The 17,262-nt window shown below is 58.9% G+C and carries 14 protein-coding genes and 5 pseudogenes; 10 read left to right on the top strand and 9 right to left on the bottom strand.

Annotation, left to right across the window (positions count from 1 at the left end):
- Positions 1–25 precede the first annotated feature (25 nt).
- From sctS to NKH52_RS29350, 4 genes are all read right to left on the bottom strand, one after another.
- Positions 26–289, bottom strand: a complete 264-nt coding sequence (gene sctS, locus NKH52_RS29365) for a type III secretion system export apparatus subunit SctS (protein WP_352657459.1) — start codon at positions 287–289, stop codon at positions 26–28.
- Entirely contained in the window at positions 289–951 is a 663-nt protein-coding gene (gene sctR, locus NKH52_RS29360; RefSeq protein WP_352657462.1) for a type III secretion system export apparatus subunit SctR, read from the bottom strand. The genes sctS and sctR overlap by 1 nt, the downstream gene beginning before the upstream one ends.
- On the bottom strand, positions 948–1,937 hold the full coding sequence (sctQ, locus tag NKH52_RS29355; protein WP_352657465.1) for a type III secretion system cytoplasmic ring protein SctQ: 990 nt from the start codon (positions 1,935–1,937) through the stop codon (positions 948–950). The genes sctR and sctQ overlap by 4 nt, the downstream gene beginning before the upstream one ends.
- Positions 1,938–2,934: 997 nt before the next feature.
- On the bottom strand, positions 2,935–3,882 hold the full coding sequence (locus NKH52_RS29350; RefSeq protein WP_352657468.1) for a LysR substrate-binding domain-containing protein: 948 nt from the start codon (positions 3,880–3,882) through the stop codon (positions 2,935–2,937).
- Between the two features lie 1,563 nt (positions 3,883–5,445).
- Between NKH52_RS29350 and NKH52_RS29345 the strand changes: the two genes are divergently transcribed.
- The 3 genes and pseudogenes from NKH52_RS29345 to NKH52_RS29335 form a co-directional block, all read left to right on the top strand.
- The gene (locus NKH52_RS29345) at positions 5,446–7,236 is read left to right on the top strand and encodes an F-box protein (RefSeq protein ID WP_352657470.1); all 1,791 of its coding nucleotides are present in this window, start codon (positions 5,446–5,448) and stop codon (positions 7,234–7,236) included.
- Positions 7,237–7,553: 317 nt separating this feature from the next.
- A pseudogene (locus NKH52_RS35535) lies at positions 7,554–7,634 on the top strand (isopentenyl transferase family protein); the annotation flags it as partial.
- 300 nt (positions 7,635–7,934) lie between these two features.
- Positions 7,935–8,099, top strand: a pseudogene (locus NKH52_RS29335) (hypothetical protein); the annotation flags it as partial.
- On the opposite strand, the pseudogene NKH52_RS29330 reads toward NKH52_RS29335, so the two are convergent.
- Both NKH52_RS29330 and hemN read right to left on the bottom strand, forming a co-directional pair.
- A pseudogene (locus NKH52_RS29330) lies at positions 8,055–8,344 on the bottom strand (isopentenyl transferase family protein). The pseudogenes NKH52_RS29335 and NKH52_RS29330 overlap by 45 nt on opposite strands.
- 152 nt (positions 8,345–8,496) lie before the next feature.
- Positions 8,497–9,942: an oxygen-independent coproporphyrinogen III oxidase gene (gene hemN, locus NKH52_RS29325; RefSeq protein ID WP_352657473.1), complete on the bottom strand. Its 1,446-nt coding sequence runs from the start codon at positions 9,940–9,942 to the stop codon at positions 8,497–8,499.
- A gap of 1,003 nt (positions 9,943–10,945) precedes the next feature.
- Here hemN and NKH52_RS29320 point away from each other — a divergent pair.
- The 4 genes and pseudogenes from NKH52_RS29320 to NKH52_RS29305 all read left to right on the top strand — a co-directional run bounded on the left by NKH52_RS29320 (position 10,946) and on the right by NKH52_RS29305 (position 13,365).
- Positions 10,946–12,103 (top strand): porin, encoded by a 1,158-nt coding sequence (locus tag NKH52_RS29320; RefSeq protein ID WP_352657476.1) that lies wholly within the window; start codon positions 10,946–10,948, stop codon positions 12,101–12,103.
- Positions 12,104–12,121: 18 nt separating this feature from the next.
- Positions 12,122–12,385 (top strand): annotated as a pseudogene (locus NKH52_RS29315) (thiazole synthase); the annotation flags it as partial.
- Positions 12,306–13,121 (top strand): annotated as a pseudogene (locus NKH52_RS29310) (thiamine phosphate synthase). The pseudogenes NKH52_RS29315 and NKH52_RS29310, both read left to right, overlap by 80 nt.
- Positions 13,075–13,365: a bifunctional hydroxymethylpyrimidine kinase/phosphomethylpyrimidine kinase gene (locus NKH52_RS29305; RefSeq protein WP_352657479.1), complete on the top strand. Its 291-nt coding sequence runs from the start codon at positions 13,075–13,077 to the stop codon at positions 13,363–13,365. Before NKH52_RS29310 ends, NKH52_RS29305 begins: the two are co-directional and overlap by 47 nt.
- 221 nt (positions 13,366–13,586) lie before the next feature.
- Here NKH52_RS29305 and NKH52_RS29300 read toward each other — a convergent pair whose 3' ends face one another.
- Positions 13,587–13,748 carry a hypothetical protein gene (locus tag NKH52_RS29300; protein WP_352657482.1) on the bottom strand — a complete coding sequence of 54 codons (162 nt, stop codon included), beginning with the start codon at positions 13,746–13,748 and terminating at the stop codon, positions 13,587–13,589.
- Between the two features lie 111 nt (positions 13,749–13,859).
- On the opposite strand from NKH52_RS29300, the gene NKH52_RS29295 reads away from it, so the two are divergent.
- Positions 13,860–14,339 carry a MaoC family dehydratase gene (locus tag NKH52_RS29295; RefSeq protein ID WP_352657485.1) on the top strand — a complete coding sequence of 160 codons (480 nt, stop codon included), beginning with the start codon at positions 13,860–13,862 and terminating at the stop codon, positions 14,337–14,339.
- A 784-nt stretch (positions 14,340–15,123) separates the two neighbouring features.
- Here NKH52_RS29295 and NKH52_RS29290 read toward each other — a convergent pair.
- Together NKH52_RS29290 and NKH52_RS29285 are read right to left on the bottom strand one after the other, a co-directional pair.
- The gene (locus NKH52_RS29290; protein ID WP_352657488.1) at positions 15,124–15,600 is read right to left on the bottom strand and encodes a PIN domain-containing protein; all 477 of its coding nucleotides are present in this window, start codon (positions 15,598–15,600) and stop codon (positions 15,124–15,126) included.
- The gene (locus NKH52_RS29285; protein ID WP_352657529.1) at positions 15,597–15,872 is read right to left on the bottom strand and encodes a hypothetical protein; all 276 of its coding nucleotides are present in this window, start codon (positions 15,870–15,872) and stop codon (positions 15,597–15,599) included. Before NKH52_RS29285 ends, NKH52_RS29290 begins: the two co-directional genes overlap by 4 nt.
- A 426-nt stretch (positions 15,873–16,298) precedes the next feature.
- Here NKH52_RS29285 and NKH52_RS29280 point away from each other — a divergent pair, with 426 nt between their 5' ends.
- Positions 16,299–16,643 (top strand): recombinase family protein, encoded by a 345-nt coding sequence (locus NKH52_RS29280; RefSeq protein ID WP_352657491.1) that lies wholly within the window; start codon positions 16,299–16,301, stop codon positions 16,641–16,643.
- Between the two features lie 237 nt (positions 16,644–16,880).
- Positions 16,881–17,237 carry an ArsR/SmtB family transcription factor gene (locus NKH52_RS29275; protein WP_084026290.1) on the top strand — a complete coding sequence of 119 codons (357 nt, stop codon included), beginning with the start codon at positions 16,881–16,883 and terminating at the stop codon, positions 17,235–17,237.
- The last annotated feature ends 25 nt before the right edge of the window (positions 17,238–17,262 follow it).

The following is a 17,262-nucleotide window of genomic DNA, read 5'->3' as shown; positions in this document are numbered from 1 at the left end:
CACCTTTGCACTTACATCGCTGCACTTACATCGCTGCTATCGTGTCGAAGATGTTCAGCGTATACTGATACAACTCCCCACTGATCCAGCTCCCAGTTGCCAGCAGAACCAGGCTCACGCATATCAGTTTCACCGCGAACGGAAGCGTCTGCTCATGAATTTGGGTTAGCGCCTGCACCACGCTGACGACCAGCCCGACCGCTGTAGCGACGACGATCATGGGCATCGATAGAATCAGAGTCAGTTTCAGTGCGTCGATGGTAATGTTGGCGAGAGTGGCGGTACTCATCACGATGGTCCCGCATAGGACAGTACCAGGCCGTGGATCAGGCGCTGCCATCCGTTCACAGCGACGAACAAGAACAGCTTGAAGGGCAGAGAGATTGTCATCGGCGAAACCATCATCATTCCCATTGTCAGAAGAATATTCGATATGACCAGGTCTATGACGATGAAAGGCAGGAATAGTAGGAAACCTATCTTAAACGCATCGGCCAACTCGGATGTGATGAATGCCGGGATCAAAATCATAAAATCGCTATCAGTAACCGCGGCGGCGTCCGCTTCGCGCCATAGTTCCCGGGTGGCCTGGGCGAAGAATTGTCGCTCCTGTCGCGACGTGTTCTTCAGGAGAAAGTCGCGAAATGGCTCTATAACTAGCGGTATCGTTTCGCCGAGCCCACGGAGATCTTCGAACGCGATCTCTTTGTTGCGCACTGCTTCGTATGCGTTTTGGGCAGCTGGCTGCATGATATAAACGGAGAGCAGGATGGCGACCGCATTCAGTGCCATGTTCGGCGGGATGTTCTGAATGCCGAGAGCATTGCGGATCAGGCCGAACACGACCACCAGTTTGACATACGACGTGACGGTAATCGCAAGGAATGGGACGACTGCGAGCGCCCCGGTCAAGACGATCAAGACAACGGGATCAGGCAACCCGGTGTTCATGGCTCGCCGCGTTGTAGGCGCATGTCTAAGACACGCACACCGGTTCGATCGGCGATGCGCACCAACTCGCCCACAGCGACCACCCTGCCATTAACTCGCAAAGTGATATTGGTCGTAGCGTCGAAACCAAGATCCAGTACTTGGCCCACAGCGAGTTCACGAAGCTGCTTGAATGACATGGTCAGGCGTCCAACATCCACATCGACCGGTAGGTCGATGCTGTCGAAGGTTTCGGGAGGGAGAGGCTCTGGTTTTTCCATCATGTGGTCCACTGCTGAAAGGACTGCGAGGCGGCCGTCCATGATGGAGGCCCGAAATCGTGAATTGCCCGATAGGCACAGCAGTACGGTCATCGCGCCGTTACGAGCGACCGGTGAGGCGTCGAGCAGGATGATGTCACTCGGCGCAAGCGCTTGTAGTTCCGCCAAGGTAAGGGTCACGCGAGCGACCCTCAGATCGAGAGAGAAGGCCAAATCGTCGAGGACTGTGCACACGACCGGCAGCGCATCGCAGCAGCAGTCGGCGATCCAATCGAGCCCGCCGGCACCGAATTCTACGAGCCCGAGGAGTTTGTTTGGCCCCTCCAAGCGAACAAGCCTAATTGCGTAGGGAAGCACTCCGCTGATCTCGGACGACGACCAGATGGGCCGCTCACCGCACCATCGTTCCACCTGAACCGCTATATCGCGCAGGACGGTGTCAAACAGAATTTCCCGCAAGCTGTCATCCAGTGGCAGCGACGTGATGTCTGGCCAATGTCTCACCGCTCTGGACGGAAGGAGCGTCGGGTCGATCGAGATGCGGAAATCATGGCCATTCAGGCGCATCATAAACCGGCGGCAATCCATCGGAACACGCGGTGGTGTCGAGTCAGGCATGACGGCTGCCACGTCGATGCCGGTGAGGCTGAAAGCAGCCGGCAAGCGAGCTGCAAAAAGCGAAATGGCGGCGGCCTCTCGCGAACTATAGCAAGGCAGATCGATCACGTGCCTTCTCGGCTATTCATTCACGAGGCGGGTAAGCTGCCCAATCACTCGATCGGTTCGGACAGGCTGTTGATGCAAATCATCGGGTTCCAATGAATCCTTCTCGTCACGGCAACGGATGTCCCGAATGATTGACTTGCGGGAATGCCATCCGCTCAATCGTTGAGCTGTCGTTTACATCCAATCGACCCTACGCGGGCCAGACGCAAATACCGTGTCGATATTGGATCATCCGCCATTCTTATGAATGAGCTCTGACGTAACATTCTCCCTCATGGTCTTGATAGGCAGTGGCCGCTCAGAAACAAAGGCGTAACGTTCAGCAAGGTCAAGGTTGGACGGCAGGCATCGCGTGGCACGCGCTGATCAGGATCCCAGATTGGCGGCAAACGCGGACCATCGCAGCCTGGAGCCCGCCTACGGCCGCTTGTTGATGCTATTCGACCAGCCGAGACCTCACAGTTCTTTGGTGATCGACTTAGCCTTGCGGGTCGACACACGATCAACGTACATTTCGCAAGCGTCGCAGAAACCCGCTCCGAACGCTGGTAGCGCTCGAATAGCTCATTGGAAAAGGGCCGGCCAGGTCCTACGGAACCCGGAGATCAAGCTTGCCGATACGGCTGAGAGGGGGCCGTAATAGCCCGTGCGATCGCCAAGTGTCTCCGGTGTACGCTCCCCCTTAGAACACCCAGCACCTCGTCCATCTGGGCTTGAGGACCTCCTCCATCACCGCACCGATCACGCAGACCAGGGTTCGAACGCAGGTTCGAAAGCAGGATGTCTTAGACGGCAGCGCTGCCGGTCTTACTTTCAGCATTTGGTCGGGTGGCGATGCCTGGGGCAATCAGGTGAAATGAACATCATCAACCGCCATGTGCGCCATGCGCAGAAAATTGCAACCGGCAGCGCTCGCAGGGCATCAGCTGAAACCAGCTCAGTGGGTCTGTAGCGAAATCGCTCGGTCGCCAAAGAGATGTCGTCCAAAGACAGGCCCCTACTCGCCTCTGGACAATGATTGAATTGGAACGCGCTCCCATTCGAAGGGCCGCGCTTCGCTAAGATGCTTTTCTATCTGCGTGACGAGCAGGGCACTTGCCGCCTCAGCGGCGGAGGTGAGCGGCATGTTGGCGGATGAGATGAGGCATGCCGTCAGATGTATCGGCGGATCGATGACCGCGGGCCTCAGAGCTTCGTGGCCTGGAATATCCGAGAAATCCCCCTTGGGAACGATCGCGCTTGCTACGCCGGCTTTGACTAAGGAGAGCACGCTGTAGAGTGTATCAACCTCAGCCACGCAGTTGGGTAGCACGCCGGCCACTCCAAATGCCCGGTCCAGTGCGTCACGCATCATATGCGGCCGTGCCGGCAGCACGAGAGGAAGTGCCGCCAGCTCCTCGAGGGACACGCAAGGCGCGACGTCTTCTGTGTTGGCAGGCTGGACAAGATAGAGGCGCTGGCGGAACAGCGGTTTGCGGGAAACGCCGAGGGTAGGTGTATCCTCGAAGACCATGCAAACGTCGAGCGAGTGCGATTCAACGAGCGACCTAATGCGGAGAAAATCCCCAGTGACCAAGCGCAGGGTCACTTTGGGGAGTGCCGTCCTGCAGGCGCCCACCAAGGTGGCAGCGAGGGAAACGGCGAGCGTCGAAGACATGCCGACCCCGACAGAACCTTCTGGCTCTCCCTCCGCGGAGCGAATGATGCCGCGCAGTTGCTCTATCCGCTCCAAGATGGAGACGGCCTCCCGGTAGAAGGCCTTGCCCGCACGGGTCGGGCAAACGCCCCGTGCGCTGCGATGCAACAGGGTGGCGCCGAGCCTGGCTTCAAGGCCAGCGATCTGTTGGCTGAGGGCCGGCTGCGCCACATGGATAGTGGCCGCTGCCCGGCAGAAGCTCCCAGCATCAACGATGCTCACGAAATAGCGGAGGTGGCGTAGCTGCATGGGATAGTCTTGGCAGGGGTGAAGAGAATTAGAATACGGCTGTATCCGCTCATGGCTGCGGCAGCACCGCCCCTGCTTTTAGCCGAGAGTGACCCCATTCCGCACTGGCTGGCGACCACCACATTTTGCACACACTGCGGCGTTCCAAGGATACATCAATTCCCGTACTATATATAGTCCACGGTTGTCCCTCGCTTAATGCTTGGGGCCGGCATACCCGTCCCTGTTTCAACATATCATTTTCCCGGCAACCGCCACCTTGCTGACGACCAGAGGAGCGCTGGCTTAAACGGCATTTGGAGGAAGCCTCAGAATAAGAGTCTTGCTCGAGTTCTGCCTGGCCCCAGATTTCATAATCGCGCCTATCTTCGAAACTCACCAGGGAGCCAAGCGGATAGTCGCAGGGAGCATTCACTCACGATCCCATATTGTGAACTGAACCTCCGGCACTTTTTCGTGCTGCGACAAAGCACAACGCAAGATTAAGGCCAGTTTGCGCAACCGAATATACACTTCGTTTTGGTGGCCATTGGTTCCGTTCGCAACAGATTGGTAGGATTGTTGACATTCGGCATGCCCTCTTTCGAACAAAGCGGAGAGATCGATATATTGAAGCGGGCAAGCAATCGCGGAGCCCGCAACGTACCTTGCCGGATCATTTAGCGAGCATCGCCGACGCAGCGCTCGACTTCAACGAAGGCGTCATCCCACCAGGGCAGCCGAACTCGACGAGGTCGCCGGGCAGAAGGAGCGGAACCTTCGCCCACGCGAAAGACGCTCTGACGCCGGTTCTTTTCGTGACGACCGCAGACCAATCTCCGCTACGATCTGGAGGGCCTGGCCGCTGATCGAACGGCTTTATGTGCCGATTTGCAAGCTGTCGCGCGCATGCCGGATCGGGCGCAGAGTGATGAGATGGGTCTCCTGCACAGGAAATCGTCAACCGATTTGAAACTCAACAATGGATACCACACACAATCGATCCAGAATCCCAGCAATGAACTTCAACCAGGCTCCAAACGGCGCGGGGCAACGCCGCAGGCAGAAGCTCCGCCGTGCCAGTGCCGACATTCACGCCGCTGACTGAGCAGGTAAAATCTCCATCCCCTCGACATAAGCGCTCGGATCAATGTCGATCATTTAAAGCGGTACGTCTTTTGCATGAAACCATTTTGACGATGAAGACGATCCGAGACATCGCCACAAACCACAGGAGCGCCCCGACGAGCCATGATGCTGAACATCTCCCGGGTCCGTACTGCTGTTGACTCGCAATTTCCGAATGCTGGTTGTTTCTAGCGGTTGACATTCGCCACCATTGGTGCCGCCGATATTGGTCAAGTCATTGGAGGGCCGCCTGGAACTGGCGGCTTTCATCCCGATCTCCTTCGACAGGGCAGCTCACCGCATGGTCGATAACCGAAAGCATCTTGTCCGATCGAGCAATTCGCGGGCTCAACCTGGTCAAGCCAGCGACGTTCTAAGAACTGCCCGATCCTTGAGGATTCCGCTGCGCGATAATCACGATGATCTCATTCAGTTGGTAGCTATAGGAGGTGAATCATGAGGGGCATTGAGGAGCGTGGCAAGGTGCCCATCTCGGCATTTAACCCCATCGAGCGTGATATCAGGGACAATTCTCTCATCGGACCGCCAGCTGGCGTTGAAGGACCCGGTCAATCATCCTGTTCTGTGGTGGAGCAGACGCGCTCTGAGCCTCAAGATCAAGCGTTTCCTCCTCTGAGCAGCCAGCGCACCAGCAGTATCCTTGATCTGCCGCCGGAGATTCTTGGTGAGATTGCTCAGCGGCTCAGCCCGATCGGTCTGCTGAGCATGTCACAAACAAATCAACAGCTGCGTGTGGCAGCCATGATAGTCGCGGCGCCTCAAGAAACGCGTCAAAGGGCTATCCAGGTTCAGGCGATCTGGAGCAGGCTGACGCAACCCCAACCCGGCGCCCCGCTGCTGATGCACCCCGGCGTCATGGAATCACTCGCGCGCAACTTCAATTGCCTCACCAGAGTGCAGCTGGAGCACCTCGTGGCCCTAGTCGAAACGGTTGACCAGTCGAAACGCGGCTCGGTCCTCCGAGCCCTCGGCAAGGGCACAGGAGGGCTTGCGCCCGAGCTCCAGCAGCGCGTGGTGGCGCTTGCCGAGGGACTGCTTCACCCCTGCATTCGTGCCTCGGTCCTATCGGGCTTCGGAGCGTGTGTGGCAAGGCTTGCGCCCGAGCTCCAACAGCGTCTCGTCGCCCTGGCCGAGGGAGTTGGGCCCTTGTATAGCTACTTGGCGCTGCAGGGCCTCGGAACAAGCGTGGCAGAGCTTGCGCCGGAGCTCCAGCAACGTCTCGTCGCCCTCGCCGAGGGGGTCCCGACCAAGGACCGTGCTTCGGCCTTGAGGGGCCTCGGAGCGGGTCTGGCAGGCCTTGCACCCGAGCTCCAGCAGCGTCTCGTGGTCCTGGCAGAAGGACTTGGCGACCATGATAGTCGCGCCTCGGCGTTGAGGGGCATCGGATCGAGTGTAGCAGGACTTGTCCCCAAGCTCCAGGAGCGTCTCGTCCTCCTCGCCGAAGGGCTTGACCCCTGGCCTCGGTCCAAGGCCCTGGAGGGCCTCGGAGCAGGTGTGGCAGGGCTTGCCCCCGAGCTTCAGCGCCGTCTCGTCGTTCTCGCCGAGGGGCTTGACCATCCCGGGGACCGCGCTTCGGCCTTGAGGGGACTCGGAGCGGGCGTGGCAGGCCTTGCCCCCGAGCTGCAGCAGCGTCTCGTCCTTCTCGCCGAAGGGCTTGAGCCTTGGTCTCGGGCCGAATCCCTGGAGGGCTTCGCAAAGGCGGTGCCAGGGCTTGCCCTCGAGCTCCAGCAGCGTCTCGTCGTCCTCGTCGAAGCACTTGACGACCCTGGACCTCGCGCCGCGGGCCTATTGGGCTTCGGACCGGGTTTAACAGCGCTTGCACCTGAGCTCCAGCAGCGTCTCGTCCTCCTGGCCGAAGGGCTCGGTCGGTCCCAGCATCGCGCTTCGGCCTTGACTGGCCTCGGAGCGGGTGTGGCAGGGCTTGCACCCGAGCTCCAACAGCGTCTTGTCGTCCTCGCGGAGGGGCTCGCGCGGCCTACAGATTGCAACACGGCGCTATGGGCCCTCGGAGCGGGCATCGCAGGGCTTACCCCCGAGCTCCAGCAGCGTCTTATCGCCCTCGCCGAGGTTTTCGACCTGCCCATGGATCGCGTCTCGGCTCTCCGAGCCCTTGGAGCAGGCATGGCGGGGCTTGCGCCCGAGCTACATTGGCGCACCGCTGCCATTGCGGACGGCCTTCACGAGTGGGTGCATCGGGCTCGCGCCTTCGCAGCGATATTGCCTTAGGAGGTGAGATAATCCGAAAGAAGGTTCTGCCCTACGGACGTCTTCAACGGAGGGTGAAATGAGCCGGAGCCGATCGCAGGGGATGACCTATCGGCGACAATCTGGATTCTCATGATATTTGTGCGTGTTGACGTTCGTTGCCACTGCGATCTAGCCCGGATTGAAGTTCATGGCCCACTCAGAGGACGGCATTACATGATTCGCAGCTGCTATTCTGAACAGGAGATCATCGGATTCTGAAGGAGCATGAGGCTGGGTTCTTGGTCGCAGATCTGTGAGGCAAGCACGGGGTAAGCGACGGCTCGACCCACCATTGGGCAGTCCGTCCCACCTTGGAAGACGTTGACGGATATCGTTGCGCCATTCGTTTTGCGAGAGAGCACAGCCTGACCATCAGCGAAAATGCCGCGGCTTCGCAAAGAGCTCCAACAACGTTGGCAGGAACGTGACTTTCCAGAATGGCAGCTTAGTGCGAGCCTCCCTAACTCGCTGCGGTGCTGGGACGGTAGCTCCTGAGAATTATGTTAAGTGTCTGCGGGAGCAAGACTAAGACTGGTGCTGGGCGACATAAGCCGTGTCGCAGCGGAAGCATTGCTTTTGCTACGGTGGATACGGAGGAGGCCACATGACTGAACCGCTCATTCGGGCATGGATTGGAATGCGATGGCAAGTGATGGCGCGGTACGGAGAGAGCAAAGCGTCGGGTCACAGACATGTTTGTCCCAAGACAAGGACGACCTTCATCGCTACAGGAACTTGCGGCTGTCTGGAATGAAGATGCACTAGAAAGGCGTCCGAGTTGCCGAGCCGCATCGGCCTTACATGCCACGGAGCGCCAGCCCGATGCTGACTCGCGCATGTGAATTGAGAAGGGAGACGAGCCGGCTTCGAGTGAGCCCTGGCTGAGATCTAAGCTCATCCACGTGCATGATCAGCTTACGATGGGCAGTCACGGCGTGGATGTGCCCGCGGTTAGGGGGCGTATCCAAGTAAACCCGCTGGGTAGATTGCAGTTCGGAATCCGAGGCACGCCCGCTGCCCATAGCGTTTGAGAACAGCATTGTACACGATCCAACGCAATGACCGGCCGTCCGGTCTCTCGTGCAATTTAAATTGAAACGTCTGTCTTGCCGCTGCAGGTTGGCCCGTAAATCAAATGGATTAGCATGTGTTTACCGCTAGAAGCCCTAGTTTTTCGAACTAACTGCCGACAACACACTGGATAGGCTGTTCTCGTCGTTCGGTCCAGTTCACCAACGCCTATGTCGACATTTTACGGCGCTTCACTACTAACCGGGCACCGCACGATGGCAGCTCGTTCTCTCCGGCAAAAGATACTCCCTGTGTTAGCTTCCGTGTTGTGTGCTTGCCCTCAACTGCGGGATACGTAAGGCCATCCCTAAAAGCATCGAATGCGGCAGCAACAGCGCGAATCCCAAAGCGATGCTCCCGCCGTACGCGGACAAGACCGTTTTCGAAGTCCACTATTCCGTCCTTGGCCAGCATCGCCAAACGCTCATCTGAACCGCGAAGACGGATCGGATCAGATCCGTGGGCGACACAGATTGCCGGCACGTCAGCCTCGAAATCGCACATTAATCGCTCGATGATTGCGGCTCGCACGCGGTCGTCGTCTGTGAGGCGATGGCCCTTCGATGTCGCCAGTCGGCCAACTGCGATGTGCTGGATGTAGATATCCCGTGTAACTTCGTTTTGAACGTACCCCTGGCCGATGCGGCCGATAGCCGACGCGCCGAAACCGATCAGGGTTCTGCAGGTATCGGCAGAGTAGCCCAACGAGTTACGTCGCAGGCGACCGGTTTCCTGTGCCAGCGCGAGCTCGTCGTCCGGCAAGGCGAAATGGTCGAGCCCGATCTGTCGGTAGCCGGCGGCAATCAGCGTCACGGCGACAGCCGCATACTGTTCAGCGCGGGCAGCGCTGTCGGGAAGAAATTCCGCCTCGATGAGGCGCTGATTCTCTACTTGGGATGGGATGTGCGAGTAGCCGAACAAGGCAAGCCGGTCGGGGCGCATGGCGACCGCCGCCCTCACTGTTTCGACGCACGACTCCACCGTTTGATGCGGCAGGCCGTAGATGAGGTCGAAGTTGATGCGGCTTACTCCATGCCGGCGCAGCACTTCCACGGCAGCCGACGTCTGGGCCTCGCTCTGGATTCGGTTGATCGCTTTTTGAACAATGGGATCGAAGCTCTGTACGCCCAGGCTCGCGCGGTTCACGCCGGCCGCTCCCAAGCCTTCCGCCATCTCGGGCGTGAGCGTGCGTGGATCGATCTCGATGGCGACCGTAGCTGTTTTCGAGATGGCGAAGCGGCATCGCAGGAACTCCATCAGAGCGAGGAACTCGGCTGGTCCGATGAGAGACGGCGTTCCGCCGCCGAAATGTATGTCGCTCACGGGCAGCGTCTTCGGCACTCGCTCCGAAACCAGACGGATCTCGTCACGCAACGCCGCCAGATAGTTGAGGATGGGCGCATCATGGCGGGTGATGGTGGTTGGGAAGCCGCAATACCAGCAGGCTGATCGGCAGAACGGAACGTGCAGATAGAGTGACACCGGATCATCAGCCGGCAGGTTCCTGAGCCATTCCTCATAAGCCTCGGCGCCGACCGCCCCAGAGAACTCCGACACAGCCGGATAGATAGTGTACCAAGGCAGCCGGGCCTCTCGAAATTTCGTGGTCTGCAACGGTCACCGTCCCATGCTGATAACATCCAACCTTACCGCTGCGCTGGCCTGCGTCTTTGCGCTATGTCAGTCCGTCCCGCTTTGGGCTCGAAATTTTTTAGCAATGGGCGCCGTTCAGTCTTGGCTGGACAGCGATGGTCTGAGCGCACTCGGTCAGCGACTGACGATGGTGTTCCCGCCGAAACCCTCACGCGCACCGTTTTGTTCCAGCGTCCCTTCCCTTCATCTGCGCGTGGGAGACTCTTCTGAGCGCAGATGCCGCATCCGATGAGACAATACGGTGTTGGGTCCAGACTTTGCACGCCAGCTACGCCGCCCATAATGATCTCTGCCGTCTCGATGAGCTCGTTGTGTGAATTGCTGGCAAGAAGCATTAGCTGTGGCGCGCCGCTTTCAGGACGAGAACCTGCTCGACGCGACCGTCAGGTCCGCCGCAATGCCAAGGCTGGCGCCTACTGACTCAGTGGTGCAAGGCTGCGGCGCGTGGTTATCGACCATCAGCTCGCCAAAGTGACGGCGTCGTACCGAGCGGTGGCCGCCAGATGATGCCTCAACGGCGGGGCTCACAGCAACAATGCCGTCGCCATTAAGCCAAACTGTCGCGAAGCGAACAGACGAACCGTAGCCGAAACGTTTGCCGTTCCTGCTTGGGTGGATCCGCAAGGCAAAGAGAAGGAAGCGCAAACCAAGGTCCGCCCGTACATTTGAGCTTCAAGCCGCAGCTGGGTCGTCAGGGTGGCACGTCATTTGCTGTAGTACCCTTTGTGAGGCCCGCCGGAGGTGAAAAGGGTGATTGTACAAAAATGCTGTACGACCGCCTGGGAGTGTTAACTAATTAATATATGTGACAACAAGTCTCAATCACATTCTAACTTCTCCTGAGCATTAGCACGACAGGTGCAGCAACACTCCCAGAATTCAGCTTGATGCGCTATCAATAGTTTGCTTAGCAAAAATCATTTATCGGTCTCGATTCCTTTTACTATTTAGACGGAGATCAACAATGACCATTGGGAGCCTCCTCCTCGGCTCAACTGCGGCACTGATCGCCGTTTCCGACGCTCGCGCGGTGACCACCGTCGCCGAGCCTGACCCGACTGAGTACGCCAAGATCTGCGACGTCTACGGCTCGGGCTACGTCTACATTTCAGGCACCGAGACCTGCCTGCGCATCGGCGGCTATCTTAGCTACTACGTGGGCTTGGGCGATGTCGGATTGTTTTACCACGCAAGAACCTCAGATGTGAGGACTGGTGAGGATCAGGGTACATGGCAAAACAACACGCGCTTCACACTGAAAGCTTGGACCGGCCAGGAGACCGAACTCGGCACGTTGAAGACCTACACCGAAACCCGCGTGAATTTCGGTAACCGCCACACTTCGGTTTCGGACAGTTCTCGGTCCTATGCCTTCAACGGAGACAGCATCTTGACTTTCGCCTGGATTCAGCTTGGTGGCCTCCGAGTTGGTAAGGACTGGTCGGCCTTCGACATGTTTATTGGCGGCGCGGGTGACGTACTCAACCAGACGCCGGTTCCGTACGGCGCTTTGGATACCAATGTGGTCCAGTACTACTTCGACGCCGGGAACGGCTTTTCGGCCGTGGTTTCGCTCGAAGAAGGCTCAGGCGTGGTCGGCACAATCGACAACTACGCTCCGCAGATAGTCGGCGGCTTGAAATACACACATGGCTGGGGAGCGATCACCGGCGTTGCTGGTTATGATAGCAACTACGAATCGGTGGCCGCCAAGGTCCGTGTCGACATCAATGTCACCAACGAACTGTTGCTGTTCGGAATGTTCGGCTACGGTTCCAATGGCAAGCTCAACGACGACCCCATGAACGCGATCGACGCTCATGGTCGCGGCTTCTATAAGATTTGGGGCGGGAACTGGGCTTTCTGGGCTGGCGCCGCTTACGAGCTCAACGAGACAACTTCGTTGAACCTTCAGCTCTCGGGTGATCAGCTCAAGAACTATGGTGTCGCTGCGAACGTCGCCTACGCGCTTCTTCCAGATTTCACAGTTACGGCTGAACTCGACTATGACCGCTACGGAGGCTCCGCCGTCGGAAAGGTGAAAGCTTCCGAAGTGAACTGGACCAATGCCAACAAGAAGAGCAGTGTCGGCGGTATCCTGCGTTTCGAACGCTCATTCTAATGCGATGAAGCGTTGAGCTCCGAGGTCCAGTTGATGCGCGGACATTTCCCTTACATTCCGTTGATTGTGGATGCACGGCTCGGACGGCCGTCGTGCGCGGCGACCGTCATGGAGCTCAGGTTTGACGCCGTGCTCCTGAACACGGCGGTCCCGAGGGCGGCCGATCCGGTCGGCATGGCGCGTGCGTTCGGCAAAGCGGTCGATGCCGGTCGTGAAGCTTTCAACTCGGGAATGCTCGAACCGCGCTACTCACCGACGGTCGGCAGGGCTGTCTTCTCATGAAGCTCGATCCCTTCTATCTGAATTTCGACGTGCCGGCTGGGTTGACCGGCTGGCGCCGCTCGGCGTGAGTCTGCTGCAGCTCCGGATAAAGGATATGGACGAGAAAGGACTGCAGACGGAAATCCGCCGCGCGAACGACGCCTGCGCGGTCCATGGTTGCCAAGTGAGCGTCAACGACAATTGGCGCACGGCAATCGAGGAAGGCTGCGACTTCGTCCATCTTGGTCAAAAGGATTTGGCTGCCGCCGATGCTGACGATTAAATACGCCGGATTGAAGCTCGGCCTTTCGATCCACGATCACACCGAACTGGAAACGGCGCCAGTGGCCGAGCCGGAGTATGTGGCGCTCGGCCCATCTATCCAACGAGCCTGAAGCAGATGAAATGGGCGCCGCAAGGGCTCGAGCGGATCAGCGAGTGGAAGCACCAGGTCGCGCCGATCCCATTGGTCTCCATCGGCGGCCTCAACCTGACCGGCTCGAAGGCGTTTTTCGAGGCTGGCGCGGAAAGCGCAGCCGTGGTCACCGACTTTGCGCTGAACGACGCCCCAGAAGCGCGCACGCGAGAATGGATCGAAAGACAGAGCAATGGCGCTGGGGCGAGAACCGCATCTGCTCGTCGTTGTCGGGTCAGATTCCCGCGGTGGGGCTGGAATTGCCCGCGAGATCGAGACGATCGCTTGCCTTGGCGTGCGCACCTGCCTTGCTGTCAGCGCGCTGACGGTGCAAACCCATGAAGACGCCTTGGAAATCCAAGTTACGCAACCCGGTCTGGTGGCGGATCAGATGCGCGCTACGCTTCAGCCTAACAGAGTGGCCGCCACCAACATCGGCATGCTCGCAACGGCTGAGATCGATCGTCGCTGCGGTTGCCGCTGTGCTGCGCGAATATCCGCGCATACCGACAATCCAGATCCAGTGCTGCTTCCACGTCAGGCCGAGCGCTTCTTGAAGCAAGCGCTATCCCGCATAATAAATTAGCATCTGATGCCGCTTTGCCGTGTCGACACCCAATGTCATTGAACTGGCGCTTCTTGCCGGCTCAGAGCTAGCGGCCAATGAGGTCGGCGCGCTTCAACAAGGACCACAAGCCACGCCGTCTGCTGGACTACTCCTCCAAATTCGAGACACGGATGGTTCCTATCCAGACAATTGATTTTATCAATCTGCGACAATACCGCATAGCGGCGCCGGCGGAATGATCACCGGTAGCAAGACGAGCTGTTTTCAGTGGCCTGCAGGACGCGCACCGCGACCGAGGTAGAAGCCACCCCGTCTGCAGCCATGTTCGGATCGGCCGCATCGGTGCGCCGAATGAGATTGCCGGCGGAACGCTCTATTCGTGCAGCTGTGACGGCAGTCATCTCACCGGGGCCATCCTGCCGATGGATGGCCGGCAGTCGGTGCAGCATTGGCTGACACTGTTCACGGAATGAAGCCGTCGCGCTTCGGACGGTTGAAATGGAGGACATTGCGTGGAACCGATCAGTCTCGACGAACTTCTGGCCAGCGTCGGCAAGGAAGTCGGCGTGTCGCCGTGGCGGGTGGTCTCGCAGCGGATGATCGACCAGTTCGCCGAGGCCACCGATGACCACCAGTTCATCCACTGCGATCCGGAGCGCGCCAAGCGCGAGACGCCGTTCGGCGGCACCATCGCGCATGGCTTCCTGTCGCTTTCGCTTTTGTCGGCGATGACTTTCGAGACCATGCGGCCGCTCGAAAACTGCAAGATGGGTGTCAACTATGGCTTCGAGTCGCTGCGCTTTCTGGCGCCGGTGAAAACCGGATCGCGCATCCGCACCCGTTTCGTACTGGCCGACGTCAAGGCCAGGCCGTCGGGCTGGGTGCAGACGGAGCTGGGCGTGACGATTGAGATCGAGGGCTCGAAAAAGCCGGCGCTGACCGCGCGCTGGTTGACGCTGACGCTGATCAAACGCCAGCCGGAGGCGGCCTGAATTGCTCAACGAGCGTCAGCAGAGACGATCTTCACGTGCCGGGGCGATGTAGGCGACCAGTGCGCACCGATCGGCAACGCGGCCACGGGGGTCGGCTAGATAGAGTGGCAGAATGCCTAATCGGGGCTCGCATCGATGTATCGGAAGCGCTTCGCCTTTCGGCGCTGCATTCCTTCTTCACGAAGGTCCATGCAGAATTCCCGACCACGGGGTCGAAAGATCGGCTTGTGATCGGAGTGGGCAGATCCTCCCCGACTGAATCTGCCAATAGGGTGTTATCGAGTCAACCGGGTCGAACTTGAGGTCGCGGATGTCGCTGATCGGCTGCTCGTCGAGCTCGAGAGCTGCCAGCCAAAGGCAGAACACGGCGATGCCAAGAGCTCCGCAGTTGATGTGGACGCCCAGAGAGTACAGACCGACGAGTTCCCGGCGGGCGAACTTGCCATTGGTAGCGCGCCAGACCAGTCGCGAGAAAGCCTCGATGAGAAGGCCCCCGAGCCGCACGCGGGATCGACTACAGTGGCGTTTGGCGAGAGGCCTTCGAAGACGAGAGCGAGTGTAAGATGGACGAGCTCGACACGCGTATCGCGCAGTCCCTGCGATCGCGCCTTGTCCGCGGCGCTCGTGCGTGCGAGCTGTTGGTTGATCGAGCTGACTAGATGAACCGGGATGGCATTAAAACGGAACTGGAAGAGACGTCCCTGGCCGAACTAAGCAAGATCAATCCAGCCATCGCTAAAGGTAGGCGAACACGAGACGTTCGGACTCCGTGCCCCTGAAATCCTCAAATTGAATCGGCCGGACCGTTGGAGCTATCATCACCCGCTTGGCTTCTAGAGCTACGGAGCGGCTTGATTATCTGAACGTCCTCGAAGTCCTTTCCATTGTCGGTCACTACGACACACTCGTTGGCTTCGGCTACAGCGGCAATGATTGTGTCTAGGGCGCTCCGCGAACGGCCTCTGGCTTTGCCGTTGGCCATCAGCCGCGCCCACACGAGGCCGGCTTTCTCGTCGAACGATAGCACGCGGCCAGCGAACAGCGCTTGCGGGCCTTCGGAGCCCTCGAACCAAGTTTCAAGGCTGCTGCGCTTTTTCCCCTTCGGCTTCTCTAGGATGCTTCGGCGAATTTCGGCGACAGTAAGCGAAGCAATGAAGAGGTCTTCGTCCTTCTGCGCGCCCATCCAGGCCAGCAACGAGCCCGAAGGCTCCGGCTTTATGACGTTGCTGATGATATTGGTATGAAGAAGGTAGCGCGTCACAGGTCGATCTTGCGCCCCTCTTCGCGCGGCCGGCTGAGGTCGAGATTGGAGCCAACCAGAGGCGAGCGACGCAACGCGGCGAGAATGCTGCCCGCTTTCGGTGGCTCACCCGCCACGGCTTGCTGTATGGTCCGACGAAGCTGTCGGGCATCCGGCCCGCTCTCCGTTAATTTTCGGGCAAGAGTTCGCAGTAGATCGCGGTCTGCGTCGAACGCCAGGATCTCGAACCGCGCGATGCCGCGCTCAGCCAGGCGGGACCGATAATTCTCGATGGCTCTCTGCTGTGCAGTGTTGCCCCATCGCGTGCCTCCCGTTCTCTATCCGGATATATAGCCATCGCTTCTTCGGAGCACAAGGTGCCCCGTCATCGGCCAGCACTGGCTCCTGCGCGACGCGCGTTATTGATCACAAAGAATTTCCATCTTGTCGAAGCACTGTGACTTGGCATCCTTGTCGCGAAACGGAGTATTTCGCGTCAGGACAGGATCGATCATAGCGCGACCGAAACGTGCAACAGCCGAAAAGCTTCGTGTGGTCGCCGGCGCGGCCCGCGAATCGGCTGTGCCTGCGTCGCCGAAGCCCGATCGACGCTTCGTCAATCTGGTCCGGCTGCTGGCGCGACAGGCCGCACGGGATTTCGTTCAAGCCGAAACGGATAGCCAAACGCGAGACCGCGTCCCGGAGCAAGGGGCCGCCTCATGAAGGTCGCGCTTGGCGCTCGCTACTCAACTGGCAATCACCGAGACGCCTCGATCGAGGATCAGTTGCGGCTCTGCTGCTTGCGTGCTGAAAAGCAAGGCTGGACAGTCGTCGACAGCAATACCCACCGCGCGATCTGCGGCGCGTCGCTGTTGCGTCCCGGCCTTCAGGAGCTGATCAGCGATGCGATGGAGGGCAAATTCCTGATCGTGCTCGCAGAGGCGATGGATCGCCTGACGATGACCGCTGCAAACCGGGAGCAGGCCAGGCTGCGCAAACGTTGCAACAGATCCTTCAAGGAAATTCATAGACTCTTAGCAACTCCGGCTTGCTGTGAATGGTAGGCTTATTGCAACGTCTGAGGTCAGTGGTTCCAAACCGTGGCCCCGCTTGTCTTCGACTCGCCGAACTGCCTGCAATTTCGGCTAAAGGCAAGAAGAGCGCCCATTTGTTTGTTCGACACAGGATATCGACGGTCGTCACGGCCACCGAGATTTGTCCGGTCGTTGGACAACCGTCGAAATCTGCAGCTTCTGTGGAGAACGCGAAATGAGAAATTCGGCAGGACTTGGTCCTGAGCCATGATGACACTGGTTAGTCGCCTACGCATGGCAGCGCATCCTGACCGCCTTCGAATCCTGGGCCTTTGTGCGCATGCGGACCTAACTGTCTGCGAGCTAGCGGAGATTCTGGGCGTGTGTCGAGAGCGGGTTGCGCGACACGTCCGGCTGCTCGCCAGAGCCGACTTTCTCTGCTGCAACGAACAGCCTCCGTGGCGCTCGTACCATCTCAACGCAGGATCCAACGACGGCGGGCTGGTTCAATTATTGGTCGATCTCCTGCCCCATCGCGACGGCTATCATAAACAGGACCTGCAACGGCTCGAAGCGGTACGAGACACGCGGCCGAAGGGGACCGCGTGCTTGATCGTGAAATAGGTCAATCCAATTGGAGCGCGAAGCT

Origin of the sequence: Mesorhizobium sp. M1066 (genome assembly GCF_040318635.1) — a bacterium.
Taxonomy (GTDB): Bacteria; Pseudomonadota; Alphaproteobacteria; order Rhizobiales; family Rhizobiaceae; genus Mesorhizobium.
Note: the sequence above shows the minus strand (reverse complement) of the source record. Positions and strands in the feature narration are given on the sequence as shown.

Bases quoted from the DNA above. Each gene is read 5' to 3' on its own strand.
- sctS (WP_352657459.1), bottom strand. From the start codon at position 289: ATGAGTACCGCCACTCTCGCCAACATTACCATCGACGCACTGAAACTG.
- sctR (WP_352657462.1), bottom strand. From the start codon at position 951: ATGAACACCGGGTTGCCTGATCCCGTTGTCTTGATCGTCTTGACCGGG.
- NKH52_RS29350 (WP_352657468.1), bottom strand. From the start codon at position 3,882: ATGCAGCTACGCCACCTCCGCTATTTCGTGAGCATCGTTGATGCTGGG.
- NKH52_RS29345 (WP_352657470.1), top strand. From the start codon at position 5,446: ATGAGGGGCATTGAGGAGCGTGGCAAGGTGCCCATCTCGGCATTTAAC.
- NKH52_RS29320 (WP_352657476.1), top strand. From the start codon at position 10,946: ATGACCATTGGGAGCCTCCTCCTCGGCTCAACTGCGGCACTGATCGCC.
- NKH52_RS29300 (WP_352657482.1), bottom strand. From the start codon at position 13,748: ATGACTGCCGTCACAGCTGCACGAATAGAGCGTTCCGCCGGCAATCTC.
- NKH52_RS29280 (WP_352657491.1), top strand. From the start codon at position 16,299: ATGAAGGTCGCGCTTGGCGCTCGCTACTCAACTGGCAATCACCGAGAC.
- NKH52_RS29275 (WP_084026290.1), top strand. From the start codon at position 16,881: ATGATGACACTGGTTAGTCGCCTACGCATGGCAGCGCATCCTGACCGC.